The following is a 26236-nucleotide window of genomic DNA, read 5'->3' on the forward strand; positions in this document are numbered from 1 at the left end:
CGTTGCGAGGTGGCGTATATTACGCTTTCCTCTTTCAGAGTCAACCCGTTATTTCAGGATTTTTTCTCTTCAACCGACCGGGTTGTTTGTGAAGTGATTCACATCCGCCGTGTCGATGGAGGCGCATTATAGGGATCCCATTTTTTAGCACAAGTATTTTTTAGATCTTTTTTTCCGACTGCTGATTTTCCGCGCTTTTCGCTGAAATCCCGCCCGTTCTGCTTAAATATTGACGTATTTTGCCTTGCCTCGATCCATTAATACGATCAAAGTCTTCTGTATAGCGCTCATTGTTAGAGGTAGATATGCCCGCAGTATTACGTCCTTATAAAGATCTGTTCCCCCAAAAAGGCGATCGCGTGATGATCGATGCCAGCAGCGTGGTGATTGGTGATGTCCGAATGGCCGACGATGTCAGTATCTGGCCACTCGTCGCCATCAGGGGTGATGTTAACTATGTGTCGATTGGTGCACGTACCAATATTCAGGACGGTAGCGTCCTGCACGTCACGCACAAATCCTCCTATAACCCGGAAGGTAATCCCCTCATCATTGGAGAAGAGGTTACCGTCGGCCATAAAGTGATGCTTCACGGCTGCACTATCGGAAATCGCGTACTTGTTGGCATGGGGTCGATTTTGCTGGATGGTGTCATAGTAGAAGATGACGTGATGATTGGAGCCGGTAGCCTAGTCCCGCAGAACAAACGGCTGGAGAGCGGCTATCTCTATCTGGGAAGTCCGGTAAAACAGATCCGCCCCCTTAAGGAGGCAGAGATCGAAGGATTAAAATACTCGGCGAACAACTACGTAAAATGGAAAAATGATTATTTGGATCAGGATAGCCAAATCCAACCCTGATCGTCTTCCTGCTCTTTGCGGATTAAATCGCTGGCTTCCTCTTCCAGATCCCAGCGATTTTCGCAAAATACCGCTATCGGATCTGAACCGCCAAAACGACGCAACAGCGTTTCCCCATGAATGGCACAGGTCAGTTGCATGCCGTGTACCAGAACCGGGAAACAGACCGCTTGCTTACTTTCATCCCAGCTCTCTCTGTCCGGAAAATGAATAGCCTGATTCACGCCGAAAGCTCCTGCTTTAACTTTTCAATGACCGGCTCGACTGCAGGCAACACCCCGTGCCAGAGAAGCACCGCATGCGCAGCCTGCCCCACCAGCATGCCGAGTCCATCGGCTAACTTTTTCGCACCGTGTTGTTCACACCAATAAAGGAAAGGCGTCTTCCCTTTCTGATAAAACATGTCATAGAAATACATATGCGCACTGACCAGCGAAGCGGGGATCGCCGGGATCTCACCACTAATGCCGCTGGATGTGGCATTAATGACAAGATCGAACTCACGATCGGCAAGATCGTCAAGAGCTGCCGCGCTCACGCTGCCGGTATGCGCAAACAACGCCGCCAGCGCTTCTGCCCGGGAAAAGGTTCTGTTAGTAACGGTCACCGAACAGTCCAGTGAAAGCAGAGGCAACAGAACGCCCCGCGATGCGCCACCCGCGCCAATCAGCAGGATCCGGAATCCGGGCTTGATAAAGGAGAGTCTTTCCAGATCGCTGAGTAAACCAATTCCGTCGGTGTTGTCACCCAAAAGGCGTCCATCCTCAAGCCGTTTTAGAGTATTGACTGCACCAGCCAGAAAAGCTCGTTCGGTTAGCTCATCCGCACGTTCGAAGGCTTCCTCTTTAAAAGGCACCGTCACATTCGCGCCTTTGCCCCCCGCGGCGAAAAAGGCCTCCAGCGTTGGGATAAAAGCATCCACTGGCGCCAGTATGCGGCCGTAGGGATGATCAATCTCCAGCTGCTCCGCGAATTGCTGATGGATCAACGGTGATTTGCTGTGTGCAATGGGATTGCCAAAAACAGCATAGGTTTCCATGAGATTACCCCTGGCGAAAACGTTCGCCGGTCAAAGCGTCGCGAATTTCAGACGGATTCAGGCGCCCTCCCGTTTCACCGACAGCAACAGGGAAGTCATTCCCGAACTGCGCCAGCACTTCTTCGGTTGTCCGACAAGGCGGCAATCCGGTAAGGTTAGCACTTGTTGAGACTAGCGGTTTACCAAATGCCAGACAAAGCTCAACCACCAGCGGATGGTCAGTTACGCGAACGGCGAGGGAATCAAAGCGTCCGGTTAACCAACGCGGGGTTGTCGGCTGCGCCGGGAAGACGAAGGTCACCGGTCCCGGCCACACGGAGAAGATAGTCTCGCGCTGCGCCGGCGTAAGCATGGAGTCGTCGATATAAGGTTTAAGCTGCTCGTAATTCGCAGCGATCAAAATCAGTCCTTTCTCGACGGGTCTTTGTTTCAGGGCAAGCAGACGGCTCACAGCCGTCTCGCTGTCAGGATCGCAACCGACCCCAAAAACAGCTTCAGTTGGATAGGCGATGACTTCTTCATTTTTCAGTACGTCCACAGCATGCGCAATGGAGCCTGATGGCAGGTTATTATTCACTATTTTGATCCGCCGTAACCGGCTTTCCACATTGTTTACTGGCGCAGAAGCGTTTCATGCCTTGCGCGGTTTTCTTCTCTATCAGTAGCGGATAATTGCAATGAGGGCAGGTTCCCGCTACTGGTTTAAAATTGATGACGAACTGGCATTCAGGGTAGCGATCGCACGAATGGAAGGTCTTACCATAACGGGAACGGCGCTGTACCAGCTGACCGCGCTGACACTGAGGACACGCAATTGCCGTTTCATCAGGCTTATCAATTTGTTCCGTATGCTCACATTCTGGATAGCGGCTACATCCAATAAACATGCCGAAACGCCCCTGCCGCAGGGCTAATTCACCACCGCACACGGGACAATACTGACCCTCCAGAATTTTAACGATATGTCCATCCGCCTGGCTTTTCAGAGGACGAACATAATCACATTCCGGATAGTGTGAACAACCGAGAAACGGGCCGTGTTTCCCGGACCGAATAACAAGTTCAGCCCCGCACTGCGGGCAGGGCTCGTTTTTATGCACCGTGAATAGTGCTGATTTGGCCATAACAACTCTTGGTGCTGCACATTGAATTAGTGCAGCATACCTTCATTCACTTCAAAGAGTAATTCTTCCATTTGCTGATAGGCATTTTCACAGCCCGGGATATTAAACAGAACCATCAGGATCACCCATTTGAGATCTTCCAGTTCGAATTCTGCTGTATCCAGCGCCATGACGCGCTCTATCACCATTTCTCTCGTTTCGAGGTTCAGCACCTGAATCTGCTCAAGGAATAAGATGAATCCCCGGCAGCTGGCGTCCAGCCTTTCACACTCTTCTGCGGTATAAATGCGTACTGACAATGGATCAGAAGCAAGCTGCATCGGTTCGGCCAGGCCTTCCTGATAATCAGCCAGTTTTTCCAGCCACATCAACGCATTATAGATGTCTTCCCGCTCAAACCCCGCATCGGTAAGATCCTGTGTCAATTTGTCCTGATCCACTCGCATTTCTGCTTCGTTATGGATGTAAGTCTCAAACAAATACATCAGTACGTCGAACATGGCATGCCCTCCTTAATCGGACATAGCCGCCGGGTACAGCTGCGATCCACCCTGCTAACTCCAGTTCGAGTAGCTGTGCTACCGTTACTGGCACAGGTTGGCCGGCACGTTCAGCGACAACGTCAACAGGTGTTACCTCATCTCCTACGTTAGCCAGGAGCTTGGGAAATGGCAATGCCACCTTTCCCTGATCTGATGAATATTGTCGCTTTTCGGGATCTTCCTGTAGCCATTGCAATCCATATTGCAAATTTTCAAGAATATCCCCTACTTCCGTTACCGGTGTGGCCCCTTGCTTAATCAGCCAGTGGGGCCCCTCGCATCCGGGGTTACCTATCGGGCCGGGCAAGGCAAAGACCTCTCTCCCCTGTTCAAGCGCGCATCGTGCCGTGACCAGCGAACCGCTTCGCCGCGCAGCTTCAACTACCAGCACGCCTTTGCTAAGCCCGCTGATAATTCGATTACGACGCGGAAAGTTTGCCGGCCTGGGCTGCGCGGAAAGCGAAAACTCAGAGACTATCGCGCCGTCAGATTCAATAAGCCGCATCGCCAATGCCTGATGTCGGCGTGGATAAATGCTAAAAAGACCGTTCCCCAGCACCGCGACACTTTGTCCTTTAGCTGACAGCGCCGCGCTGTGGGCAACGCCGTCAATACCACAGGCCAGCCCGCTGGTAATCGTGAAACCACTTTGTGTAAGCTGTTCGCACAGGATTTTCCCCCATCGCTCGCCGTACCATGACGGCGCACGACTGCCTACCACCGCCAGCTGAACGGTATTAAGCGTCTCTGGGTTACCTTTTATGAATAATGCACCGGGATAATCAGGGATCGTGCGAAGCAAAGGGGGATAAAGGGGATGGTTGGCCGTTAATAAATGATGCCCCGGCTGCTCAAGCCATAGCAGGCTACGTTCCAGCTCACTCTCATTGAACGCAAAGAATCGTTCAGCCTGCTTTGCTGTCAGTCCAGCATTTCTTAAGACAAGCGTGTCGATGCCTTCCTGCTTCTGCAGTCGTGCAGCCGCTTCCAGCATTACATCACCACACAGAGACCCTGTGTGTATTAGCCGTAGCCATATCTCGGTCAACGTCATCCTTTCCCCTGCCATAAGCGGCCTCCGCAATCATTGCGATTGGTCACTGATGCTGTCAATCGATGGGGGATTTGTCTAGAATAGAGGTAGTATTCTTATCAACTCCTGAACACGACTCTGGAAATTTATGGCAGTTTTGCAAGTGTTACATATTCCGGACGAGCGCCTTCGCATCGTCGCTGAACCGGTCAAAGAAGTGAATGCAGAAATCCAGCGTATCGTTGATGATATGTTCGATACCATGTACGCCGAAGAAGGCATTGGTCTGGCGGCGACGCAGGTAGACATTCATAAGCGTATTATCGTGATTGATGTTTCTGAAAATCGCGATGGCCGCCTGGTGCTGATCAACCCTGAGCTGCTCGAAAAGAGTGGCGAAACCGGTATTGAGGAAGGCTGTCTGTCTATTCCTGAACAGCGTGCGTTAGTGCCGCGAGCTGAAAAGGTGAAAATTCGCGCCCTGGATCGTGACGGTAATCCGTTCGAACTGGAAGCAGATGACCTGCTGGCGATTTGTATTCAGCATGAGATGGATCACCTTGTCGGTAAACTGTTTATCGATTACCTCTCACCGCTGAAACAGCAGCGTATTCGTCAGAAAGTAGAAAAACTGGATCGTTTGCGTTCTCGCGCATAACGCCCCCCGGATACAAGGATCATCGTGTCTAAAACACTACGAATTATCTTCGCGGGAACCCCTGATTTTGCAGCGCGTCATCTTGACGCGCTGTTATCTTCCGGTCACAAGGTTGTTGGCGTCTTTACCCAGCCGGACCGTCCTGCTGGTCGCGGCAAAAAAATGATGCCCAGCCCGGTAAAAGTGCTGGCAGAAGAGCATGGGCTACCCGTTTTCCAGCCCGTATCGTTACGCTCCCAGGAAAATCAGCAGCTGGTCGCTGACCTGAAAGCCGACGTAATGGTGGTGGTGGCTTACGGTTTAATCCTGCCAAAAGCTGTGCTCGATATGCCTCGCCTGGGTTGCATCAACGTGCATGGGTCTTTGCTCCCGCGCTGGCGTGGTGCTGCACCTATTCAGCGCTCGCTGTGGGCAGGTGATGCCGAAACGGGCGTTACCATTATGAAGATGGACGTAGGTTTAGACACCGGCGATATGCTGTATAAACTGGCCTGCCCCATTACGTCAGACGATACCAGCGCCACGCTGTATGACAAACTGGCAGACCTCGGTCCACAAGGGCTTATCGAGACGCTCCAGCAGCTTGCTGACAATACGGCGAAACCGGAAGTTCAGGATGACGCGCTGGTGACTTATGCCGAAAAGCTGAGCAAAGAAGAAGCGCGGATCGACTGGTCCCTGTCGGCCGCTCAGCTTGAACGCTGCATTCGCGCTTTCAATCCGTGGCCGATGAGCTGGATAGAGATTGATGAGCAGCCGGTGAAAGTGTGGAAAGCCTCCGTCATTAGCGGTACTACTACGGCTGAACCCGGTACGATTGTTGACGCCAACAAGAACGGCATCCAGGTGGCGACTGGGCAAGGGATATTGAATCTTGAATCGCTCCAACCGGCCGGTAAGAAAGCCATGAGCGCTCAGGATCTGTTAAATTCCCGTCGCGAATGGTTTATCCCGGGCAACCGTCTTGCCTGAGCAAATTTATTCTTAAGGCCCGGTGTTTCCGGGCATTTTTATTTTTACGGTTATGAAAAAACAAAATCTACGCAGTATGGCGGCTCAGGCCGTCGAGCAGGTTATTGAGCAGGGCCAGTCATTGAGCAATGTCCTGCCTCCCCTGCAGCAAAAAGTCTCTGATAAGGATAAAGCCCTGCTTCAGGAGCTTTGCTTTGGCGTCCTGCGCACGCTTTCTCAACTTGAGTGGTTGATTAATAAGCTGATGTCACGCCCAATGACAGGCAAACAGCGCACCGTACACTATTTGATTATGGTGGGTTTTTATCAGCTTCTTCATACCCGCATCCCACCCCATGCCGCGCTGGCAGAGACGGTGGAAGGTGCCGTTGCGATTAAACGTCCTCAGCTGAAAGGGCTGATCAACGGCGTACTGCGTCAGTTCCAGAGACAGCAGGAAGAGCTTCTGGCTGAATTTGCCCAAAGCGAAGCGCGCTTCCTGCATCCGGACTGGCTGTTGAAGCGCCTGAAAAAAGCTTATCCGCAGCAATGGCAGGACATTGCCGATGCTAACAACCAGCGTCCACCAATGTGGTTACGCGTGAATCGTAATCACCACACCCGTGACGCATGGCTGGCATTACTTGAAGAAGCTGGAATGAGCGGCTTCACCCATGACGCATACCCTGATGCCGTGCGCTTAGCATCGCCTGCACTGGTACATGCACTGCCCGGCTTTGAAGACGGTTGGGTAACTGTACAGGATGCCTCGGCTCAGGGTTGCATGACCTGGCTTGAACCCCAAAACGGTGAGCAGATCCTCGATCTCTGCGCCGCACCAGGGGGCAAAACGACGCATATTCTTGAAGTGGCTCCGCAGGCCAGCGTGATGGCAGTGGACGTTGATGAGCAGCGTCTTTCACGCGTCTACGACAACCTCAAGCGCCTGGGCATGAAGGCACAGGTTAAGCAAGGCGATGGACGCAAACCAGCAGAATGGTGTGGCGAAACACAATTCGATCGCATTTTGCTGGATGCCCCCTGCTCTGCCACCGGCGTGATTCGTCGTCATCCTGATATCAAGTGGCTGCGTCGCGATCGTGATATTAACGAGCTTGCCCAACTGCAATCCGACATTCTCGACGCCATCTGGCCACATCTTAAACCCGGCGGCACGCTGGTCTATGCGACCTGCTCAGTGCTGCCGGAAGAAAACAGTCAGCAAATCGCGGCCTTCCTTAAACGTACCCCGGATGCAGCGCTGCGCGATACGGGAACGCCTGAATGCCCGGGTCAGCAGAATCTGCCGGGTGCAGAAGAGGGTGATGGCTTCTTTTACGCTAAGCTAATCAAAGAGTGATGTTGAGAACAGGTCACGAGATATGAAGATTATCATTCTGGGCGCAGGACAGGTTGGCGGAACGCTGGCGGAAAACCTGGTTGGGGAAAACAACGACATCACCATAGTTGATACCAACGGCGATCGCCTGCGTGTTTTACAGGACAAATTTGACCTGCGGGTGGTGCAGGGTCATGGTTCGCACCCACGTGTTCTTCGTGAGGCAGGCGCCGACGATGCCGACATGCTGGTTGCGGTAACCAGTTCTGATGAAACTAATATGGTGGCCTGTCAGGTGGCCTACTCGCTTTTCAACACGCCAAACCGAATTGCGCGTATTCGCTCTCCGGACTATGTTCGCGATGCTGAAAAACTGTTTAATTCCGAAGCGGTCCCCATCGACCACCTTATCGCGCCAGAACAGCTGGTTATCGACAATATCTACCGCCTGATCGAATATCCGGGTGCCCTGCAGGTGGTAAACTTTGCCGAGGGCAAAGTGAGTCTGGCAGTGGTTAAGGCCTATTACGGCGGGCCATTGATCGGCAATGCGCTTTCCACCATGCGCGAGCACATGCCGCATATCGATACGCGCGTCGCAGCCATTTTCCGTCACGACAGACCCATTCGCCCGCAGGGCTCCACGATTGTCGAAGCCGGTGATGAGGTCTTCTTTATTGCGGCCTCACAGCATATTCGTGCGGTGATGAGTGAATTACAGCGTCTCGAAAAACCCTATAAACGCATTATGCTGGTCGGCGGCGGCAATATCGGTGCAGGTCTGGCACATCGGTTAGAAAAAGATTACAGCGTGAAGTTGATCGAGCGCGATCAACAGCGTGCTGCTGAACTGGCGGAAAAACTTCAAAATACGATCGTATTTTATGGTGATGCGTCCGATCAGGAGCTACTGGCTGAAGAGCATATTGATCAAGTCGATCTCTTTATTGCCGTCACCAACGATGACGAGGCAAATATAATGTCCGCCATGCTCGCGAAGCGCATGGGGGCAAAAAAAGTCATGGTGCTTATCCAGCGCAAGGCGTATGTCGATCTGGTTCAGGGCAGCGTTATTGATATTGCCATTTCGCCTCAGCAGGCAACAATTTCAGCGCTTCTGAGCCATGTTCGTAAAGCGGATATTGTCGGTGTGTCATCGCTCCGCCGTGGCGTGGCGGAAGCCATTGAAGCTGTTGCTCACGGAGATGAAACCACGTCACGCGTCGTGGGCCGGTCAATCGATGAAATTAAGCTTCCACCAGGCACGATCATCGGCGCCGTTGTGCGCGGGGATGATGTCATGATTGCCAATGATAATTTACGAATTGAGCAAGGCGATCACGTTATTATGTTCCTTACCGATAAAAAGTTTATTACCGACGTCGAACGTTTATTCCAGCCAAGTCCATTCTTCCTTTAAAGAATTGGGTGCTCCAGAAAGAGCACCCTTACTTTATCCTTTTCATTTTTGTGCCTTTTATTTTTTATAATGTTTAATTATCCCGAATGGCAATTGGCTAATCATTTGTTAAACTTAAACTCGTCAGCTGGCACAAGGAGAGAACAATGAGTTTTATTAAAGAATTTCGCGAATTTGCGATGCGCGGGAACGTGGTGGATTTAGCTGTGGGTGTCATTATTGGTGCGGCATTCGGCAAGATTGTTTCATCATTAGTGGCCGACATTATCATGCCACCTTTAGGGTTGTTAATCGGGGGCATAGATTTCAAACAGTTCGCTTTCACGCTGCGTGAAGCACAGGGTGATGTGCCGGCGGTCGTGATGCACTACGGCGTATTCATTCAGAACGTATTTGATTTTGTGATTGTCGCGTTTGCCATTTTTATGGCTATCAAGCTGATCAACAGGCTCAATCGTAAGAAAGAAGAGCCAGCTGCAGCACCTGCACCAACGAAAGAAGAAGTGCTGCTGAGTGAGATCCGCGATCTGTTAAAAGAGCAGAACAACCGCGTTTAATCAAAAGCTTAAAGCAGGAAGGCCAGTGGTAAATAAGCGATTCGCTTGCTTGCCACTGGCCTCCCAGTTACCCCGTTTTTCATGCTTGTCTTTACGCAGATAACTTCCTTTCCCTTTTTTATTCTTCTCAACGCGCTGTCTGAATAGCGGGTCGTGAAGTAGTGCCTCAATGGCATTGTCTTTGATCTGACCTTTCGTATGCTGATAGCGGCTCATAAATTCTCCTGAGCTTGGTTTATGACGACGGGAGTCTAGACCCGGATGAACTAAAAATCAACAGCCCTGCGTTTCTCCACTGGCTCCCTGTTCAAGGGCTTCCAGAATGGAACAATAAATACTGCTGTGGGCCGTACCGCAGCAGGCATCATTCAGCCTTTGCAGGGAGCGCTGCATGGTCTGCAGCTCCTGAATGCGTGCTTCCACTTCATCCAGACGGGCCTGCACAATGCTTTTAGACTCCTGGCAGGTGTGATGTGCCGGATCGATGCGGATCGATAAAAGTTCGCGGATCGAGTCTAATGTGAAACCGAGCTGGCGCGCATAACGAATAAACCGCAGGCGCTGCAGATCGTTATCGGTATAAAGTCGAAAGCCACCTTCAGTACGAACTTCATGATCAATCATCTGCTGCTTTTCGTAATATCGGATGGTATCCGGCGTGACGTTAGCGAGCTTCGCAAGTTCACCGATACGGTACATAGCTACTCCTCATTTAATTTCTGCATCAATCTTTCACCGTATTCACCGTGCAGAAAGTCAGTGTTCATTCCTGCCTGGCGAAGCTTGAGTTCAAGCAGGGCGAGACGACTGCTAAGTTCAGAATGTCGCGGATCGTCCTGACGGATGCCTTTAAGCAGATCGGCCAGTTCAACAGCCTCTCTGCGCTGTTCAAGCTCCAAAGGGAGACAGCCTGCATTTTTCAGTAAACGGTATCCAGCCCGTAATTCAGGCGAGATGTGGGAATCGTCTTCAAGCACAAGAGGTTCGCCGCTTCCTGGAAGATCGTCGAATTCGCCTTTTTTTTGGGCATCACAAATATGGCGTTCTGCCCACTGGTCGAGCAACCACATTACCAGCTCCAGGGATGAACAGAATTGATACAGACATTGTAGAGAAGTGGGGATTTCACGGATATAAAAAAACCCGCCGGAGCGGGTTTTTTTACGTTACTGCAGATTACTCTGCAGCAGCTTCTGCTTTCTCTGAACGATCAACCAGCTCGATGTAAGCCATCGGCGCGTTGTCGCCTGCACGGAAACCACACTTCAGAATGCGAGTGTAACCACCGGCACGGCTCGCGAAACGCGGGCCCAGTTCGTTAAACAGTTTTGCCACGATCTCGTTATCACGAGTACGGGCGAATGCCAGACGACGATTAGCAACGCTGTCAGTCTTGGCAAGAGTAATCAGCGGCTCAACTACGCGACGCAGCTCTTTCGCTTTAGGCAGGGTCGTCTTGATGATCTCATGACGAACCAGTGAACCTGCCATGTTGCGGAACATAGCCTGGCGATGGCTGCTGTTGCGGTTCAGTTGACGACCACTCTTACGATGGCGCATGACCTTATCCTTCTCAGTAAAACCTTAACCTGTGATCCGGTTACTCGTCAGCAATGCTTGCCGGTGGCCAGTTTTCCAGGCGCATGCCCAGAGACAGACCACGAGAAGCCAGCACGTCTTTAATCTCAGTAAGAGATTTTTTACCCAGGTTCGGCGTTTTCAGCAACTCAACCTCGGTACGCTGTACCAGATCACCGATATAGTGGATAGCTTCTGCCTTGAGGCAGTTAGCAGAGCGGACAGTCAACTCGAGATCGTCAACAGGGCGCAGCAGGATCGGATCGAATTCTGGTTTCTCTTCTTTCACTTCCGGCTGACGTACATCACGTAAGTCAACGAAAGCTTCCAGTTGTTCTGCCAGGATGGTTGCCGCACGACGAATCGCCTCTTCAGGATCGATTGTGCCGTTGGTTTCCATTTCGATGACCAGCTTGTCCAGGTCGGTACGCTGTTCTACACGCGCTGCTTCAACATTGTAGGCAATACGCTCTACAGGGCTGTAGCATGCGTCGACCAGCAGACGGCCGATTGGGCGCTCATCTTCTTCCGAATGAATTCGGGCAGAAGCCGGCACATAACCACGACCGCGCTGAACTTTGATACGCATGCTAATCGCTGCGTTCTCATCGGTCAGGTGGCAGATCACGTGCTGCGGCTTGACGATTTCAACATCACCGTCGTGGGTGATGTCGGCTGCAGTCACAGGGCCAATGCCAGATTTATTCAGAGTAAGAATAACTTCATCTTTACCCTGAACTCTCACCGCCAGCCCTTTCAGGTTGAGCAGGATTTCAAGGATATCTTCCTGAACGCCTTCTTTGGTGCTGTACTCATGAAGTACACCATCAATCTCAACCTCGGTCACCGCGCAACCCGGCATCGATGAGAGCAGAATACGGCGCAGTGCGTTACCCAGAGTATGGCCAAAGCCACGCTCTAAAGGCTCAAGGGTCACCTTGGCGTGCGTCGAACTCACTTGCTCGATATCTACCAGGCGCGGTTTTAGAAACTCTGTCACAGAACCCTGCATTGTGTCCTCTCTTTGGTACTAAGCTTTACTTGGAGTAAAGCTCGACGATCAGGTGTTCGTTAATGTCCGCAGACAGATCAGAACGTTCTGGCTGACGCTTGAACGTACCTTCCATCTTGCCAGCATCAACTTCCAGCCAGGTTGGCTTTTCACGCTGCTCAGCCAGCTCCAGAGCGGCCTTCACGCGAGATTGCTTTTTCGCTTTCTCACGAATGCTAACAACGTCATTCGCTTTAACCTGATAAGAAGCGATGTTAACAACACGACCGTTTACCATGATTGCTTTGTGGCTAACCAGCTGACGTGATTCAGCACGAGTAGCGCCGAAGCCCATACGGTATACAACGTTGTCCAGACGACCTTCCAGCAGAGCCAGCAGGTTTTCACCTGTGTTGCCTTTCAGACGTGCTGCTTCTTTATAGTAGTTACGGAACTGACGCTCCAGCACACCGTACATACGGCGAACTTTTTGCTTTTCACGCAACTGCACACCATAGTCAGACAGACGCGGTTTACGCGCACCGTGCTGGCCAGGAGCTTGTTCAATTTTACACTTGGTATCGATCGCGCGAACGCCAGACTTAAGGAATAAGTCGGTGCCCTCACGACGGCTCAGCTTGAGCTTAGGACCCAAATATCTTGCCATTTTCTATCTCCAACTAACCTAAAAAACGGAGCGTTATACGCGACGTTTTTTCGGCGGACGACAACCGTTATGAGGGATCGGAGTCACATCAGTAATATTCGTGATGCGGAAACCAGCGGCGTTCAGAGCGCGAACAGTAGATTCACGACCCGGACCCGGACCTTTAACCATAACTTCCAGATTCTTGATGCCGTATTCTTTTACGGCTTCAGCGCAACGCTCTGCTGCAACCTGAGCTGCGAACGGAGTGGATTTGCGAGAACCACGGAAACCGGAACCACCGGCTGTTGCCCAACCCAATGCGTTACCCTGACGATCAGTAATAGTAACGATGGTGTTGTTGAAAGAAGCATGGATATGAGCCACGCCGTCAGAGACTTGTTTTCTTACACGTTTACGTGCACGAACTGGTGCCTTTGCCATTATTCAATCACCCCGATTATTTCTTGATCGGTTTGCGCGGACCCTTACGGGTACGTGCGTTGGTCTTAGTACGCTGACCGCGCACTGGCAGACCACGACGATGACGCAAACCGCGATAGCAACCAAGATCCATCAGGCGCTTGATGCTCATGCTGATTTCACGGCGCAGATCACCTTCAACGACAAATTTGGCAACTTCGTCACGCAGCGTGTCGATTTGTTCTTCAGACAGCTCACTGATCTTAACATCTTCAGCGATACCCGCTGCAGCCAGAATGGCTTTAGAACGGGTCTTGCCGACGCCGTAGATCGAAGTTAATGCGATCACAGCATGTTTCTGATCAGGAATGTTAATGCCTGCTATACGGGCCACTATGCACTCCTACTATTTAATATGTACGCACCATGCTGAAAAGCCCGTTTTCAGGATACTCAAATGGAAACGTACAGACATACAAAAGATTGGCTGGCTAATCTAGCCAGCTCAACCCAACTTTGCAAGAAAAATATGCGAAATAATCAGCCTTGGCGCTGTTTATGCTTCGGCTCGGCACTGCAAATCACACGGATGACACCATCACGCTTAACGATTTTGCAGTTACGGCATAATTTCTTGACGGAAGCACGAACTTTCATTTTTACTCTCCGTAACTTCTCAGGCGACCAATTAGCGGCCGTAGCCTTTCAGGTTCGCCTTCTTCAATGCAGACTCATACTGACTGGACATCATCAGAGTTTGCACTTGAGCCATAAAGTCCATAATCACGACAACAACGATAAGCAGTGAGGTCCCACCGAAGTAGAACGGTACTTTCATTGCATCACGCATGAACTCCGGGATCAGGCAGATAAAAGTAATATAGAGCGCACCAACCAAAGTCAGGCGGGTCATTACTTTATCGATATACTTCGCCGTTTGCTCTCCCGGACGAATTCCTGGTACAAATGCACCGGACTTCTTCAGGTTATCTGCTGTTTCACGCGGGTTGAAGACCAACGCCGTGTAGAAGAAACAGAAGAAGATGATCGCAGACGCATAGAGTAACACATAAAGTGGTTGCCCAGGCTGCAAATACAGCGAAATTGTTGTCAGCCAGTTCCAACCAGTACCGCCCCCGAACCATGACGCGATGGTAGCCGGGAACAGAATAATACTGGAAGCGAAGATAGCCGGGATAACCCCCGCCATGTTCACTTTCAGCGGTAAATGTGTGCTCTGTGCAGCATAGACACGACGACCTTGCTGACGTTTAGCGTAGTTCACCACAATGCGGCGTTGACCACGTTCAACGAAGACAACAAAGAACGTCACTGCAAATACTAATACTGCAACCAACAGCAACAGGAGGAAGTGCAGGTCGCCTTGACGCGCTTGCTCGATAGTATGGGCGATGGCTGGCGGGAGGCCCGCAACAATACCGGCGAAGATGATGATTGAGATACCGTTACCGATACCACGCTCAGTAATCTGTTCGCCGAGCCACATCAGGAACATTGTCCCTGTGACCAGACTTACAACAGCGGTGAAGTAGAATGCAAAGCCCGGGTTTAACACCAGGCCCTGCATACCAGGCATATTCGGCAGACCGGTAGCAATACCGATCGACTGGAATATTGCCAGCACCAGAGTACCGTAACGGGTGTACTGACTAATCTTACGACGTCCAGACTCCCCTTCTTTCTTCAACTCTGCCAGGGCCGGATGAACGACCGTCAGCAGCTGGATAATAATAGATGCCGAAATGTACGGCATAATACCCAATGCAAAGATAGAAGCACGGCTGAGAGCACCACCAGAGAACATGTTGAACATTTCAATGATGGTGCCTCGCTGTTGCTCAAGCAGTTTGGCAAGTACAGCGGCATCGATACCAGGGATCGGAATAAAAGAGCCAATACGGAACACAATCAGCGCGCCGATAACAAACAGCAGTCTGCGTTTCAGCTCGCCAAATCCACCTTTGGCACTTTGAAAATCTAATCCCGGTTGCTTAGCCATCTGCTACTTATTCCTCAATTTTACCGCCAGCAGCTTCGATAGCAGCACGAGCACCTTTAGTAACACGCAGGCCACGAACAGTTACCGGAGTAGAAACTTCACCAGCCAGGATCACTTTCGCGAACTCGATCTGGATACCGATAATGTTTGCTGCTTTCAGCGTGTTCAGGTCTACAACGCCGCCTTCAACTTTCGCCAGGTCAGACAGACGGATTTCCGCTGTGATCGCTGCTTTGCGAGAGGTGAAGCCGAACTTCGGCAGACGACGGTACAGTGGCATCTGGCCACCCTCGAAACCGCGACGTACGCCACCGCCAGAACGAGAGTTCTGACCTTTGTGACCACGACCACCGGTTTTACCGAGGCCAGAACCGATACCACGACCCAGGCGTTTACCCGCCTTTTTAGAGCCTTCGGCCGGAGACAGAGTATTTAAACGCATCTCTTACTCCTCAACTTTAACCATGAAGTAAACCGCGTTGACCATACCACGAACAGCAGGAGTATCCTCGCGCTCAACGGTATGACCAATACGACGCAGACCCAGGCCAAGCAGCGTTGCCTTGTGTTTCGGCAGACGACCGATTGCACTGCGGGTTTGAGTGATTTTAATAGTCTTTGCCATGGTCAATTACCCCAGAATTTCTTCAACGGATTTACCACGCTTGGCAGCGACCATTTCTGGAGAATTCATATTTTCCAGGCCATCAATAGTTGCACGAACCACGTTGATCGGGTTGGTGGAACCATATGCTTTAGCCAGAACGTTATGAACCCCAGCAACTTCCAGAACGGCGCGCATTGCACCACCGGCGATGATACCGGTACCTTCTGAAGCTGGCTGCATGAATACACGAGAACCCGTGTGAACACCTTTAACTGGGTGCTGCAGGGTGCCGTTGTTCAGCGCGACGTTAATCATGTTGCGACGGGCTTTTTCCATCGCTTTCTGGATCGCTGCTGGAACTTCACGCGCTTTACCGTAACCAAAACCAACGCGACCGTTACCATCGCCTACTACAGTCAGAGCTGTGAAGGAGAAAATACGACCACCTTTAACGGTTTTAGATACGCGGTTTACCGCGATCAGCTTTTCCTGCAGTTCGCCAGCCTGTTTTTCGATGTGAGCCATCTTACACCTCTACCTTAGAACTGAAGGCCAGCTTCACGGGCAGCATCTGCCAGTGCCTGGACACGACCATGATATTGGAACCCGGAACGGTCAAAGGAAACATTGCTGATGCCTTTTTCCAGAGCGCGTTCAGCAACAGCTTTACCTACAGCTGCAGCGGCGTCTTTGTTACCGGTGTACTTCAATTGTTCTGAGATAGCTTTTTCTACAGTAGAAGCAGCTACCAGAACTTCAGAACCGTTCGGTGCAATTACCTGTGCGTAAATATGACGCGGGGTACGATGTACCACCAGGCGAGTTGCACCCAGCTCTTTGAGCTTGCGGCGTGCGCGGGTCGCACGACGGATACGAGCAGATTTCTTATCCATAGTGTTACCTTACTTCTTCTTAGCCTCTTTGGTACGCACGACTTCGTCGGCGTAACGAACACCCTTGCCTTTGTAAGGCTCAGGACGACGGTAGGCGCGCAGATCTGCTGCAACCTGACCGATCAGCTGTTTATCAGCGCCTTTCAGCACGATTTCAGTCTGAGTCGGGCATTCTGCAGTGATACCGGCCGGCAGCGGATGCTCAACAGGGTGTGAGAAGCCCAGAGACAGGCCTACTGCATTCCCTTTGATAGCTGCACGATAACCTACACCAACCAGCTGAAGCTTTTTAGTGAAGCCTTCGGTAACACCAACAACCATTGAGTTCAGCAGGGCACGCGCGGTACCAGCCTGAGCCCATCCATCCACGAAACCATCACGTGGACCGAAGGTCAGAGCGTTATCTGCATGTTTAACTTCAACAGCTTTGTTGAGGGTACGAGTCAGCTCGCCGTTTTTACCTTTGATCGTAATAACCTGACCGTCGATTTTTACATCAACGCCGGCAGGAATAACGACCGGTGCTTTAGCAACACGAGACATTCTTTCCTCCGATTAGGCTACGTAGCAGATAATTTCGCCACCAAGACCAGCCTGGCGCGCTGCACGATCAGTCATAACACCTTTAGAGGTAGAAACAACTGCGATACCAAGACCAGCCATAACTTTTGGCAGCTCATCTTTTTTCTTATAGATGCGCAGGCCTGGGCGGCTGACACGCTGAATGCTTTCTACAACAGCTTTACCCTGGAAATACTTGAGAGTAAGTTCCAGTTCCGGCTTGGTGTCGCCTTCAACTTTAAAATCTTCGATAAAACCTTCTTCCTTCAGCACGTTGGCAATTGCCACTTTCAGCTTGGCGGAAGGCATGGTGACCGCAACTTTGTTCGCGGCCTGACCGTTACGGATACGGGTCAGCATATCCGCGATCGGATCTTGCATGCTCATCTGTCTTTACTCCCGTGATTCAATTGGTAATTACCAGCTAGCCTTTTTCAAGCCTGGCACTTCACCGCGCATGGCGGCTTCACGCAGTTTGATACGGCTCAACCCAAACTTGCCCACATAACCATGTGGACGACCTGTTTGACGACAGCGGTTACGCTGACGAGACGGGCTGGAATCACGCGGCAGAGACTGCAGCTTGAGAACCGCATTCCAACGATCTTCGTCGGAAGCGTTCACATCAGAAATGATCGCTTTCAGTTCAGCGCGTTTAGCGAAGAATTTATCAGCTAAAGCTACGCGCTTTACTTCGCGTGCTTTCATTGATTGCTTAGCCATTCAGTAACCCTACCTTACTTGCGGAACGGGAAGTCAAAGGCAGCCAGCAGAGCACGGCCTTCTTCGTCAGATTTCGCAGTAGTGGTAATGGTAATATCCAAACCACGCACGCGGTCGACTTTATCGTAGTCGATTTCTGGGAAGATGATCTGCTCACGGACACCCATGCTGTAGTTACCACGACCGTCGAAAGACTTAGCGGACAAGCCACGGAAGTCACGGATACGTGGAACAGCAATAGTGATCAGGCGCTCAAAGAACTCCCACATGCGTTCGCCACGCAGAGTTACTTTACAGCCGATCGGATAGCCCTGACGGATTTTGAAGCCTGCAACAGATTTGCGTGCTTTGGTGATCAGCGGTTTTTGACCGGAGATTGCTGTCAGGTCAGCTGCTGCGTTATCCAGCAGTTTCTTGTCAGCGATCGCTTCACCAACACCCATGTTCAGGGTGATCTTCTCGACCCGAGGGACTTGCATGACAGAATTGTAGTTAAACTCGGTCATGAGTTTTTTAACTACTTCGTCTTTGTAGTAATCATGCAGTTTCGCCATCGTACTACTCCAAATTACTTGATAGTTTCGCTGTTAGACTTGAAGAAACGGACTTTTTTGCCGTCTTCGAATCTAAAGCCTACACGGTCAGCCTTGCCGGTAGCCGCATTGAAGATTGCAACGTTAGAAACCTGAATAGCAGCTTCTTTTTCAACGATGCCACCTGGTTGGTTCAGGGCCGGAACCGGCTTCTGATGTTTCTTGACCAGGTTGATACCTTCAACGACAAGTTTGCCGGAAGACAGAACATTTTTTACTTTACCGCGTTTACCTTTATCTTTACCGGTTAACACGATAACTTCGTCATCACGACGGATTTTCGCTGCCATGATTCGCTCCTTAGAGTACTTCTGGTGCCAGAGAGATAATTTTCATGAACTTCTCAGTACGAAGTTCACGAGTTACCGGCCCAAAGATACGCGTGCCGATAGGCTGCTCGCTGTTATTGTTTAAAATAACGCATGCATTACCATCGAAGCGAATGACAGAACCGTCAGGGCGACGAACACCCTTCTTGGTGCGCACCACTACCGCCTTCAGCACATCACCTTTTTTGACCTTACCACGTGGAATTGCTTCCTTGATGGTGATCTTGATGATGTCGCCTACGCCTGCGTAGCGACGGTGCGAGCCACCCAGAACCTTGATACACATTACGCGACGTGCACCGGAGTTGTCGGCGACGTTCAGCATAGTCTGTTCTTGGATCATTTTAGTGCTCCGCTAATGTCAACTACTACCTGAGACTCTAAAATCAGAGCCGTTAAAAAGCCCCATATCGAGGGCGCGGCATTATAACACCGCTTCTGCAATATGGGTAGAAAAAATAAACGGCTCATCGCTGAGCCGTTTATTCGTATTGAGAAGGCGTACTGTATTACAGAACCGCTTTCTCTACAACGCGAACCAGCGTCCAGGACTTAGTCTTGGACAGTGGACGGCATTCACGGATTTCAACCTTGTCGCCGATACCACATTCGTTGTTCTCGTCATGTACGTGCAGTTTGGTCGTACGCTTGATGAATTTACCGTAGATCGGGTGTTTCACAATACGTTCGATAGCTACAACAATGGATTTCTCCATTTTGTCGCTAACAACACGACCTTGCAGAGTACGGATTTTATCGGTCATTACGCACCCGCCTTCTGAGTCAGTAAAGTCTTAACGCGTGCAACATTGCGACGCACTTGCTTCAGCAGGTGAGTCTGTTGCAGCTGGCCACTTGCAGCCTGCATACGCAGGTTGAACTGCTCACGCAGCAGGTTCAGCAGCTCAGCGTTCAGCTCTTCAACGCTTTTTTCACGCAGCTCTTTTGCTTTCATTACATCACCGTCTTAGTTACAAAGGTGGTTTTGATAGGCAGTTTCGCTGCTGCCAGGCCGAAGGCTTCACGGGCCAGCTCTTCCGGAACACCGTCCATTTCATAAAGGACTTTGCCCGGTTGGATCAAGGCAACCCAGTACTCCACGTTACCTTTACCTTTACCCATACGAACTTCCAGCGGCTTCTCGGTGATCGGTTTGTCCGGGAATACACGGATCCAGATCTTACCTTGACGCTTAACTGCACGGGTCATTGCACGACGTGCTGCTTCGATCTGACGTGCAGTCAGACGACCACGGCCAACAGCTTTCAGACCGAAAGTGCCGAAGCTAACATCCGTACCCTGCGCCAGACCACGGTTGCGGCCTTTGTGCACTTTACGGAATTTTGTACGCTTTGGTTGTAACATCAGCGACGCTCCTTATTTACGGCCTTTACGCTGCTGCTTTTTAGGTTGAGCAGCCGGTTTTTCCGGTTGTTCAACAGCAGCCATACCACCCAGGATCTCACCTTTGAAGATCCATACCTTAACGCCGATTACACCGTAAGTGGTGTGCGCTTCAGAGGTGTTGTAGTCGATGTCAGCACGCAGAGTGTGCAGCGGTACGCGACCTTCACGGTACCATTCGGTACGTGCGATTTCCGCGCCGCCCAGACGGCCGCTAACTTCAACTTTGATACCTTTAGCGCCCAGACGCATTGCGTTCTGTACAGCACGCTTCATAGCACGACGGAACATAACACGACGTTCCAGCTGCGAAGTGATGCTGTCAGCAACCAATTTAGCGTCCAGTTCAGGCTTACGAACTTCAGCGATATTGATCTGTGCAGGAACGCCAGCGATATCCGCTACGACCTTGCGCAGTTTTTCTACGTCTTCGCCTTTCTTACCGATAACGATGCCAGGACGAGCAGTGTGAATAGTCACACGGATGCTCTTCGCTGGACGCTCGATAACGATACGAGATACAGACGCTTTAGCCAGTTCCTTAGTCAGGTACTGACGTACTTTAAAATCGCTGTCCAGGTTGTCAGCGAATTCTTTGGTGTTCGCAAACCAGGTAGAGTTCCATGGTTTTACAATACCCAGGCGAATACCATTAGGATGTACTTTCTGACCCATTGCTAGTCTCCAGAGTCTCAGCGATCGGACACAACCACAGTAATGTGGCTGGTGCGCTTCAGGATGCGATCTGCACGACCTTTCGCACGCGGCATAATGCGCTTCATGCTTGGGCCTTCATCTACGAAAATTTTCGCAACTTTCAGATCGTCGATGTCAGCGCCATCGTTGTGTTCAGCGTTAGCAATGGCAGATTCCAGTACTTTCTTGACCAATACCGCAGCTTTCTTGTTGGTATAGGTCAGGATGTCCAGGGCCTGCGACACTTTCTTACCGCGAATCAGGTCAGCAACAAGGCGAACCTTCTGAGCAGAAGAACGAGCATGGCGATGTTGAGCTAAAGTTTCCATCTCTTCCTCCTACCTTATTTCTTCTTCGCTTTTTTATCAGCAGCGTGGCCGCGATAAGTACGAGTCGGTGCGAATTCACCCAGTTTGTGACCAACCATTTCGTCGGTAACAAAGACTGGAACGTGCTGACGACCATTATGGACAGCGATGGTCAAACCGATCATGTTAGGAAAGATCGTTGAACGACGGGACCAAGTGCGCAGGGGCTTCTTGTCTCCGCTTTCCACCGCTTTCTCTACCTTCTTCAGCAAGTGCAGGTCAATAAAAGGACCTTTCTTGAGAGAACGTGGCATGGCTTATCCTCTAAAATTATTTGCTACGGCGACGTACGATAAATTTATCAGTACGCTTGTTGCTGCGGGTCTTCTTACCTTTGGTCTGAACGCCCCACGGAGATACCGGGTGCTTACCAAAGTTACGACCTTCACCACCACCATGTGGGTGATCGACTGGGTTCATCGCAGTACCGCGAACGGTAGGACGAACACCACGCCAGCGTGCAGCACCTGCTTTACCCAGAACGCGCAGCATATGCTCAGCATTGCCAACTTCGCCCAGAGTAGCGCGGCAGTCTGCTTCGACTTTACGCATTTCACCAGAACGCAGACGCAGGGTGACATAAGCACCATCACGAGCAACGATCTGAACGTAAGTACCAGCGGAACGTGCCAGCTGACCGCCTTTACCTGGTTTCATTTCTACGTTATGAACGGTAGAACCAACCGGGATATTGCGCATCGGCAGGGTGTTGCCTGCTTTGATTGCAGCATCAACGCCAGACTGAATCTGGTCGCCAGCTTTCAGGCCTTTAGGGGCCAGGATGTAACGGCGTTCGCCGTCTTTGTACAGAACCAGCGCGATGTTCGCGGAACGGTTCGGATCGTACTCAAGACGTTCAACAACTGCTGGGATACCGTCTTTGTTGCGTTTGAAGTCAACAATACGATAAGCCTGCTTGTGGCCACCACCGATGTGACGAGTGGTGATACGGCCATTGTTGTTACGACCACCGGATTTGCTGTTTTTTTCCAGCAACGGAGCAAAAGGTTTGCCCTTGTGCAGCTCAGGGTTAACCACTTTAACTACGTGGCGACGACCCGGAGATGTCGGTTTACATTTAACAACTGCCATTGTATTACTCCTCCGACTTACTCAGCGCCGCCAACGAAGTCCAGATTCTGGCCTTCTTTCAGGGTGACGTAAGCTTTTTTCCAGTCGCTACGACGACCGATACGCTGTCCGTGACGTTTAACTTTCCCTTTAACTACCAGGGTGTTAACGACTTCGACTTCGACTTCAAACAGTTTCTGCACAGCAGCTTTGATCTCTGCTTTGGTCGCGTCTTTAGCAACTTTGAGAACGATGGTGTTTGTTTTTTCCATCGCAGTAGACGCTTTTTCAGAAACGTGCGGTGCGCGAAGCACCTTCAGCAGACGTTCTTCACGAATCATGCCAGCATCTCCTCAACTTGCTTAACAGCATCAGCAGTCATTACGACTTTGTCGAAGGCGATCAGGCTAACCGGGTCGATACCAGTCGCATCGCGTACGTCAACCTTGTGCAGGTTACGTGCGGCCAGGAACAGGTTCTCGTCCAGCTCACCGGTGATGATCAGCACATCTTCCAGAGCCATGTCTTTCAGTTTCTGTGCCAGCAGCTTAGTTTTAGGCGCTTCAACAGAGAACTTCTCGACAACGATCAGACGATCCTGACGTACCAGTTCGGACAGGATGCTTTTCAGCGCGCCGCGGTACATCTTTTTGTTAACTTTTTGACTGTGGTCCTGTGGACGCGCAGCGAAGGTCACGCCACCTGAACGCCAGATCGGGCTCTTGATAGAACCTGAACGCGCACGGCCGGTACCTTTCTGGCGCCATGGCTTTTTGCCAGAACCAGTTACTTCAGCACGAGTCTTCTGAGCACGAGTACCCTGACGAGCACCAGCTGCATAAGCAACAACAACCTGGTGAACCAGCGCTTCGTTGAAATCACGACCGAAGGTAGTTTCGGAAACAGTCAGCGCGCTCTGCGCGTCTTTCAATACTAATTCCATTGCTATCCCCTTACGCCTTCACAGCTGGTTTAACGATCAGGTCGCTACCGGTTGCACCCGGAACTGCACCTTTAACCAGCAGCAGGTTGCGCTCAGCGTCAACACGTACTACGTCCAGGCTCTGAACGGTTACACGTTCGTTACCCAGCTGACCTGCCATTTTCTTGCCTTTGAACACTTTGCCCGGAGTCTGGTTCTGACCGATAGAACCCGGAACGCGGTGAGACAAGGAGTTACCGTGAGTAGCGTCCTGGGTACGGAAGTTCCAGCGCTTAACGGTACCAGCAAAACCTTTACCTTTAGAGGTACCGGTTACGTCAACTTTTTTAACGTCAGCAAACAGCTCAACGCTAATGTCCTGACCTACGGTGAACTCTTCGCCTTCAGCAAGACGGAATTCCCACAGACCACGGCCAGCTTCTACGCCAGCTTTAGCGAAGTGACCCGCTTCTGGTTTGGTTACACGGTTAGCTTTTTTAGCACCAGTGGTAACCTGAATAGCGCGGTAGCCATCGTTAGCCAGATCTTTAACCTGAGTAACGCGGTTTGCTTCAACTTCGATTACGGTTACTGGGATAGAAACGCCATCTTCAGTGAAGATGCGGGTCATACCCACTTTTTTACCGACTAAACCAATCATTGTTTCAACCTCTCAATCGCTCGATGACCTGATTAACCCAGGCTGATCTGCACGTCTACACCGGCAGCCAGATCCAGACGCATCAGAGCATCAACGGTTTTCTCAGTTGGCTCAACGATGTCAACCAGACGCTTGTGAGTGCGGATTTCGTACTGATCGCGCGCGTCTTTGTTGACGTGCGGGGAGATCAGAACGGTGAAGCGCTCTTTGCGGGTCGGCAGCGGGATCGGACCACGGACTTGCGCACCAGTGCGCTTAGCAGTCTCGACGATTTCCGCGGTTGATTGATCGATCAGACGATGATCAAACGCTTTAAGGCGGATACGGATTCTTTGGTTCTGCATGAGACCAGAGCTCCAATTATTTTATAAACGAAAATGATTACTCCTCAAACCCATTACGATTGATGGGAGAGTGTAACCGTTCTTACGTAGCTCCCCAATTGGGAGCATTGTTGAGTAACAAAATGAGCTACTCTGGTTCTGATTGAACCCGCCGTCAATTACGACAAGCCCGCGCATTATACGTAAATCTGGGCAAGACGCAAGTGCCGTTTAGAAATTAAGCGCCAGAGGCGCAGTATTCGTAAGAGCGCGCAACATTTTATGCAATGTAATCTGCGTCGATGCTTTGTTTCGAGCCGCTACGCATCTCCGTTTTTTGTGCATTGCCGGCAAGGCCGATTATAACGAGTATGCCCTCAAACCCGCTTGAGGCCTTTTTCATGCTAACCACCCTCCCCTTTCTGCTGATCTATCTTTCGCTGACTGCCTTACTGGTACATGCCGATATTCGCTACGGTCTGCTTCCCGATAAATTTCTCTGCCCGCTGTTATGGTCTGGATTGCTCTTTCAGCTCTGTATCCATCCTGATTTTCTGCAGAGCGCGGTGGTGGGTGCGATGGCTGGATATATCGGTTTTGCCGTTATTTACTGGGGCTACTGGTTTATCCGCCGACGTGAAGGTATGGGATATGGCGATGTGAAATACCTGGCGGCGCTTGGCGCATGGCACGGCTGGTGCGTACTGCCTACGCTGGCGCTACTCGCGGCGCTGATGGCGCTTCTTTGCATTCTTGTTTTTTCGTTAATCCGCCCTGATAAGAAGGCAATAAAAAACCCGCTGCCTTTTGGGCCATTTCTGGCAGCAGCGGGTTTATGCGTTGGCTGGAAGACGTTGCTTATTCTTCCACTTTAATCTGTGACTGAAGATAGTTTTGCAGGCCAATTTTAGCAATGAGATCCAGCTCCGTTTCCAGCCAGTCAATATGCCCTTCTTCATCGGCCAGGATCTGGATCATCATATCGCGACTGACGTAGTCATGTACGCTGTCAGCATAGGCAATGGCTTCACGGAGATCTTTGGCGCCTTCAAGCTCCAGCCTGAGGTCGGAACGCAGCATCTCTTCGACATCCTCTCCGATGCCCAGCTTGCCGAGATCCTGCAGATTTGGAATGCCTTCAAGGAATAAAATACGCTCGATATATTTATCAGCGTGTTTCATCTCATCTATAGATTCATGGTACTCAACGTCGTTTAAACGTTTGAGTCCCCAGTTTTTGAACATTCTCGCGTGAAGAAAGTACTGGTTGATTGCGACAAGCTCATTTCCCAATAATTTATTGAGATAACTTATGATTTTAACATCACCTTTCATTATATAGTCCCTCCGCTTCCACTCATTGAAGCGTAGATCGGGCTACAGGGATGTCAAAAAAAAGATGGGCGCTTACGCGATCTCTTTGTATTCCGGGATCTGCATCAGTTCGTCCTGCATGATCTCTCGCGCAGCACGTACACATTTACCGCATTGATTTCCCACCGGAACAAATTTGCGAAGCTGCTGGAATGACTGGGGCTGGAACTGGCGAACGGCCTGACGTATTTTTTTGTCGCTTACACCATTACATAAACAAACGTACATATAAACTCCCGTTCAAATTATGCGCAAAGTGTAAGTGAGAATGGTTATGATTACAATAGCACAAACGCCAGAATGCGGGGCGGGAGCAGGCAAAAAATGCGAAATTTTGTGACAAATACCTGAGCGGCAGAAAACAAAAAAGGACGCCGAAGCGTCCTTTTTTATTCGGGGATAATTAATTAGCCCAGAACTTTAGCAACAACGCCCGCGCCAACGGTACGGCCGCCTTCACGGATTGCGAAACGCAGACCGTCGTCCATCGCGATTGGGTGGATCAGAGTCACAACCATCTTGATGTTGTC

Annotated in this window: 47 protein-coding genes; 7 read left to right on the forward strand and 40 right to left on the reverse strand. The window is 50.8% G+C overall.

Annotated features, from left to right (window positions below; all coding sequences use genetic code 11):
• Positions 1–305 precede the first annotated feature (305 nt).
• Positions 306–860, forward strand: coding sequence for a gamma carbonic anhydrase family protein (locus F0319_RS18380; protein ID WP_149367518.1), 555 nt, complete (start codon positions 306–308; stop codon positions 858–860).
• Here F0319_RS18380 and F0319_RS18385 read toward each other — a convergent pair.
• From F0319_RS18385 to dprA, 6 genes are read right to left on the reverse strand one after another with little or no spacing between them, the layout of a single operon-like run.
• Positions 836–1084: a DUF1488 family protein gene (locus F0319_RS18385; protein ID WP_149367519.1), complete on the reverse strand. Its 249-nt coding sequence runs from the start codon at positions 1082–1084 to the stop codon at positions 836–838. The genes F0319_RS18380 and F0319_RS18385 overlap by 25 nt on opposite strands.
• The gene (gene aroE / locus F0319_RS18390) at positions 1081–1899 is read right to left on the reverse strand and encodes a shikimate dehydrogenase (protein ID WP_149367520.1); all 819 of its coding nucleotides are present in this window, start codon (positions 1897–1899) and stop codon (positions 1081–1083) included. Before aroE ends, F0319_RS18385 begins: the two co-directional genes overlap by 4 nt.
• Before the next feature lie 4 nt (positions 1900–1903).
• Positions 1904–2476: an L-threonylcarbamoyladenylate synthase type 1 TsaC gene (tsaC, locus tag F0319_RS18395; protein WP_149367521.1), complete on the reverse strand. Its 573-nt coding sequence runs from the start codon at positions 2474–2476 to the stop codon at positions 1904–1906.
• Positions 2469–3023, reverse strand: a complete 555-nt coding sequence (locus F0319_RS18400; protein WP_047652855.1) for a DNA topoisomerase family protein — start codon at positions 3021–3023, stop codon at positions 2469–2471. The genes tsaC and F0319_RS18400 overlap by 8 nt, the downstream gene beginning before the upstream one ends.
• 26 nt (positions 3024–3049) lie before the next feature.
• Positions 3050–3523 (reverse strand): DUF494 family protein Smg, encoded by a 474-nt coding sequence (gene smg, locus F0319_RS18405; RefSeq protein WP_008503477.1) that lies wholly within the window; start codon positions 3521–3523, stop codon positions 3050–3052.
• On the reverse strand, positions 3495–4619 hold the full coding sequence (gene dprA, locus F0319_RS18410; RefSeq protein WP_149367522.1) for a DNA-protecting protein DprA: 1125 nt from the start codon (positions 4617–4619) through the stop codon (positions 3495–3497). The genes smg and dprA overlap by 29 nt, the downstream gene beginning before the upstream one ends.
• 127 nt (positions 4620–4746) lie before the next feature.
• On the opposite strand from dprA, the gene def reads away from it, so the two are divergent.
• The 5 genes from def to mscL all read left to right on the forward strand — a co-directional run bounded on the left by def (position 4747) and on the right by mscL (position 9523).
• Entirely contained in the window at positions 4747–5256 is a 510-nt protein-coding gene (gene def, locus F0319_RS18415) for a peptide deformylase (RefSeq protein ID WP_008503479.1), read from the forward strand.
• Between the two features lie 24 nt (positions 5257–5280).
• Positions 5281–6228, forward strand: a complete 948-nt coding sequence (fmt, locus tag F0319_RS18420) for a methionyl-tRNA formyltransferase (protein WP_149367523.1) — start codon at positions 5281–5283, stop codon at positions 6226–6228.
• A gap of 52 nt (positions 6229–6280) precedes the next feature.
• Entirely contained in the window at positions 6281–7567 is a 1287-nt protein-coding gene (gene rsmB / locus F0319_RS18425) for a 16S rRNA (cytosine(967)-C(5))-methyltransferase RsmB (RefSeq protein WP_149367524.1), read from the forward strand.
• Positions 7568–7589: 22 nt separating this feature from the next.
• Positions 7590–8966 (forward strand): Trk system potassium transporter TrkA, encoded by a 1377-nt coding sequence (gene trkA / locus F0319_RS18430; RefSeq protein WP_149367525.1) that lies wholly within the window; start codon positions 7590–7592, stop codon positions 8964–8966.
• A 146-nt stretch (positions 8967–9112) separates the two neighbouring features.
• On the forward strand, positions 9113–9523 hold the full coding sequence (mscL, locus tag F0319_RS18435; protein ID WP_023309449.1) for a large-conductance mechanosensitive channel protein MscL: 411 nt from the start codon (positions 9113–9115) through the stop codon (positions 9521–9523).
• Here the strand turns inward: mscL and F0319_RS18440 are convergent, their stop codons facing one another.
• The 31 genes from F0319_RS18440 to rpsJ form a co-directional block, all read right to left on the reverse strand.
• Positions 9524–9739, reverse strand: a complete 216-nt coding sequence (locus tag F0319_RS18440; RefSeq protein ID WP_111966064.1) for an alternative ribosome-rescue factor A — start codon at positions 9737–9739, stop codon at positions 9524–9526. It abuts the gene before it with no gap.
• A 57-nt stretch (positions 9740–9796) separates the two neighbouring features.
• Positions 9797–10222: a Zn(2+)-responsive transcriptional regulator gene (gene zntR, locus F0319_RS18445; RefSeq protein WP_014833516.1), complete on the reverse strand. Its 426-nt coding sequence runs from the start codon at positions 10220–10222 to the stop codon at positions 9797–9799.
• Positions 10223–10224: 2 nt separating this feature from the next.
• Positions 10225–10593, reverse strand: a complete 369-nt coding sequence (locus tag F0319_RS18450) for a DnaJ family domain-containing protein (protein WP_149367526.1) — start codon at positions 10591–10593, stop codon at positions 10225–10227.
• Positions 10594–10699: 106 nt separating this feature from the next.
• The gene (gene rplQ / locus F0319_RS18455) at positions 10700–11083 is read right to left on the reverse strand and encodes a 50S ribosomal protein L17 (RefSeq protein WP_001216368.1); all 384 of its coding nucleotides are present in this window, start codon (positions 11081–11083) and stop codon (positions 10700–10702) included.
• 40 nt (positions 11084–11123) lie between these two features.
• Entirely contained in the window at positions 11124–12113 is a 990-nt protein-coding gene (locus tag F0319_RS18460) for a DNA-directed RNA polymerase subunit alpha (protein WP_002919219.1), read from the reverse strand.
• A gap of 25 nt (positions 12114–12138) precedes the next feature.
• Positions 12139–12759, reverse strand: a complete 621-nt coding sequence (gene rpsD, locus F0319_RS18465) for a 30S ribosomal protein S4 (protein ID WP_004868345.1) — start codon at positions 12757–12759, stop codon at positions 12139–12141.
• Between the two features lie 33 nt (positions 12760–12792).
• Positions 12793–13182, reverse strand: coding sequence for a 30S ribosomal protein S11 (rpsK, locus tag F0319_RS18470; RefSeq protein ID WP_003863312.1), 390 nt, complete (start codon positions 13180–13182; stop codon positions 12793–12795).
• A 16-nt stretch (positions 13183–13198) separates the two neighbouring features.
• Positions 13199–13555 carry a 30S ribosomal protein S13 gene (gene rpsM / locus F0319_RS18475; protein WP_003863308.1) on the reverse strand — a complete coding sequence of 119 codons (357 nt, stop codon included), beginning with the start codon at positions 13553–13555 and terminating at the stop codon, positions 13199–13201.
• A gap of 146 nt (positions 13556–13701) precedes the next feature.
• On the reverse strand, positions 13702–13818 hold the full coding sequence (gene rpmJ / locus F0319_RS18480; protein WP_000868187.1) for a 50S ribosomal protein L36: 117 nt from the start codon (positions 13816–13818) through the stop codon (positions 13702–13704).
• A 31-nt stretch (positions 13819–13849) separates the two neighbouring features.
• Positions 13850–15181, reverse strand: a complete 1332-nt coding sequence (secY, locus tag F0319_RS18485) for a preprotein translocase subunit SecY (protein WP_003863305.1) — start codon at positions 15179–15181, stop codon at positions 13850–13852.
• A 7-nt stretch (positions 15182–15188) separates the two neighbouring features.
• Positions 15189–15623, reverse strand: a complete 435-nt coding sequence (rplO, locus tag F0319_RS18490) for a 50S ribosomal protein L15 (protein WP_003863304.1) — start codon at positions 15621–15623, stop codon at positions 15189–15191.
• 3 nt (positions 15624–15626) lie between these two features.
• On the reverse strand, positions 15627–15806 hold the full coding sequence (gene rpmD / locus F0319_RS18495) for a 50S ribosomal protein L30 (protein ID WP_003863301.1): 180 nt from the start codon (positions 15804–15806) through the stop codon (positions 15627–15629).
• A gap of 6 nt (positions 15807–15812) precedes the next feature.
• Positions 15813–16313 carry a 30S ribosomal protein S5 gene (gene rpsE / locus F0319_RS18500; RefSeq protein WP_003863299.1) on the reverse strand — a complete coding sequence of 167 codons (501 nt, stop codon included), beginning with the start codon at positions 16311–16313 and terminating at the stop codon, positions 15813–15815.
• A gap of 14 nt (positions 16314–16327) precedes the next feature.
• Positions 16328–16681: a 50S ribosomal protein L18 gene (gene rplR / locus F0319_RS18505; protein WP_003863297.1), complete on the reverse strand. Its 354-nt coding sequence runs from the start codon at positions 16679–16681 to the stop codon at positions 16328–16330.
• A 9-nt stretch (positions 16682–16690) separates the two neighbouring features.
• A complete protein-coding gene (rplF, locus tag F0319_RS18510) occupies positions 16691–17224 on the reverse strand; it encodes a 50S ribosomal protein L6 (protein WP_003863296.1) in 534 nt (177 codons plus the stop codon).
• A gap of 12 nt (positions 17225–17236) precedes the next feature.
• Positions 17237–17629, reverse strand: coding sequence for a 30S ribosomal protein S8 (gene rpsH, locus F0319_RS18515; protein ID WP_006178918.1), 393 nt, complete (start codon positions 17627–17629; stop codon positions 17237–17239).
• Positions 17630–17659: 30 nt separating this feature from the next.
• The gene (rpsN, locus tag F0319_RS18520) at positions 17660–17965 is read right to left on the reverse strand and encodes a 30S ribosomal protein S14 (RefSeq protein WP_003863291.1); all 306 of its coding nucleotides are present in this window, start codon (positions 17963–17965) and stop codon (positions 17660–17662) included.
• 14 nt (positions 17966–17979) lie between these two features.
• Positions 17980–18519, reverse strand: a complete 540-nt coding sequence (gene rplE / locus F0319_RS18525; RefSeq protein ID WP_001096202.1) for a 50S ribosomal protein L5 — start codon at positions 18517–18519, stop codon at positions 17980–17982.
• A gap of 14 nt (positions 18520–18533) precedes the next feature.
• Positions 18534–18848 (reverse strand): 50S ribosomal protein L24, encoded by a 315-nt coding sequence (rplX, locus tag F0319_RS18530; protein WP_003863287.1) that lies wholly within the window; start codon positions 18846–18848, stop codon positions 18534–18536.
• Positions 18849–18858: 10 nt separating this feature from the next.
• Positions 18859–19230 (reverse strand): 50S ribosomal protein L14, encoded by a 372-nt coding sequence (gene rplN / locus F0319_RS18535; protein WP_002919748.1) that lies wholly within the window; start codon positions 19228–19230, stop codon positions 18859–18861.
• A gap of 166 nt (positions 19231–19396) precedes the next feature.
• The gene (gene rpsQ / locus F0319_RS18540) at positions 19397–19651 is read right to left on the reverse strand and encodes a 30S ribosomal protein S17 (RefSeq protein WP_008503489.1); all 255 of its coding nucleotides are present in this window, start codon (positions 19649–19651) and stop codon (positions 19397–19399) included.
• The gene (rpmC, locus tag F0319_RS18545; RefSeq protein WP_003863282.1) at positions 19651–19842 is read right to left on the reverse strand and encodes a 50S ribosomal protein L29; all 192 of its coding nucleotides are present in this window, start codon (positions 19840–19842) and stop codon (positions 19651–19653) included. Before rpmC ends, rpsQ begins: the two co-directional genes overlap by 1 nt.
• Positions 19842–20252, reverse strand: coding sequence for a 50S ribosomal protein L16 (gene rplP / locus F0319_RS18550; RefSeq protein WP_002919759.1), 411 nt, complete (start codon positions 20250–20252; stop codon positions 19842–19844). The genes rpmC and rplP overlap by 1 nt, the downstream gene beginning before the upstream one ends.
• 12 nt (positions 20253–20264) lie before the next feature.
• Positions 20265–20966 (reverse strand): 30S ribosomal protein S3, encoded by a 702-nt coding sequence (gene rpsC / locus F0319_RS18555; protein ID WP_000529945.1) that lies wholly within the window; start codon positions 20964–20966, stop codon positions 20265–20267.
• Between the two features lie 17 nt (positions 20967–20983).
• The gene (rplV, locus tag F0319_RS18560) at positions 20984–21316 is read right to left on the reverse strand and encodes a 50S ribosomal protein L22 (protein ID WP_002919773.1); all 333 of its coding nucleotides are present in this window, start codon (positions 21314–21316) and stop codon (positions 20984–20986) included.
• Between the two features lie 14 nt (positions 21317–21330).
• Positions 21331–21609 carry a 30S ribosomal protein S19 gene (gene rpsS, locus F0319_RS18565; protein WP_001138117.1) on the reverse strand — a complete coding sequence of 93 codons (279 nt, stop codon included), beginning with the start codon at positions 21607–21609 and terminating at the stop codon, positions 21331–21333.
• Positions 21610–21625: 16 nt separating this feature from the next.
• Entirely contained in the window at positions 21626–22447 is an 822-nt protein-coding gene (gene rplB, locus F0319_RS18570) for a 50S ribosomal protein L2 (protein WP_008457150.1), read from the reverse strand.
• 17 nt (positions 22448–22464) lie between these two features.
• Positions 22465–22767: a 50S ribosomal protein L23 gene (gene rplW, locus F0319_RS18575; protein ID WP_000617546.1), complete on the reverse strand. Its 303-nt coding sequence runs from the start codon at positions 22765–22767 to the stop codon at positions 22465–22467.
• Positions 22764–23369, reverse strand: coding sequence for a 50S ribosomal protein L4 (gene rplD / locus F0319_RS18580; RefSeq protein ID WP_000424395.1), 606 nt, complete (start codon positions 23367–23369; stop codon positions 22764–22766). The genes rplW and rplD overlap by 4 nt, the downstream gene beginning before the upstream one ends.
• A 10-nt stretch (positions 23370–23379) precedes the next feature.
• Positions 23380–24009 (reverse strand): 50S ribosomal protein L3, encoded by a 630-nt coding sequence (rplC, locus tag F0319_RS18585; RefSeq protein ID WP_003863274.1) that lies wholly within the window; start codon positions 24007–24009, stop codon positions 23380–23382.
• 32 nt (positions 24010–24041) lie between these two features.
• Entirely contained in the window at positions 24042–24353 is a 312-nt protein-coding gene (gene rpsJ, locus F0319_RS18590) for a 30S ribosomal protein S10 (protein WP_001181005.1), read from the reverse strand.
• 380 nt (positions 24354–24733) lie between these two features.
• Here rpsJ and F0319_RS18595 point away from each other — a divergent pair, with 380 nt between their 5' ends.
• On the forward strand, positions 24734–25207 hold the full coding sequence (locus F0319_RS18595) for a prepilin peptidase (protein ID WP_149367527.1): 474 nt from the start codon (positions 24734–24736) through the stop codon (positions 25205–25207).
• Here the strand turns inward: F0319_RS18595 and bfr are convergent.
• The 3 genes from bfr to F0319_RS18610 form a co-directional block, all read right to left on the reverse strand.
• Positions 25191–25667 (reverse strand): bacterioferritin, encoded by a 477-nt coding sequence (gene bfr / locus F0319_RS18600; RefSeq protein ID WP_008503492.1) that lies wholly within the window; start codon positions 25665–25667, stop codon positions 25191–25193. The genes F0319_RS18595 and bfr overlap by 17 nt on opposite strands.
• A gap of 72 nt (positions 25668–25739) precedes the next feature.
• Positions 25740–25934, reverse strand: a complete 195-nt coding sequence (bfd, locus tag F0319_RS18605) for a bacterioferritin-associated ferredoxin (RefSeq protein WP_008503493.1) — start codon at positions 25932–25934, stop codon at positions 25740–25742.
• Between the two features lie 179 nt (positions 25935–26113).
• Positions 26114–26236: EF-Tu C-terminal domain-related protein (locus F0319_RS18610; protein ID WP_010791611.1), on the reverse strand; the 123-nt coding region annotated here is incomplete at its 5' end.

The sequence above is a fragment of the Enterobacter vonholyi genome, assembly GCF_008364555.1.
GTDB classification, from domain to species: Bacteria; Pseudomonadota; Gammaproteobacteria; order Enterobacterales; family Enterobacteriaceae; genus Enterobacter; species Enterobacter vonholyi.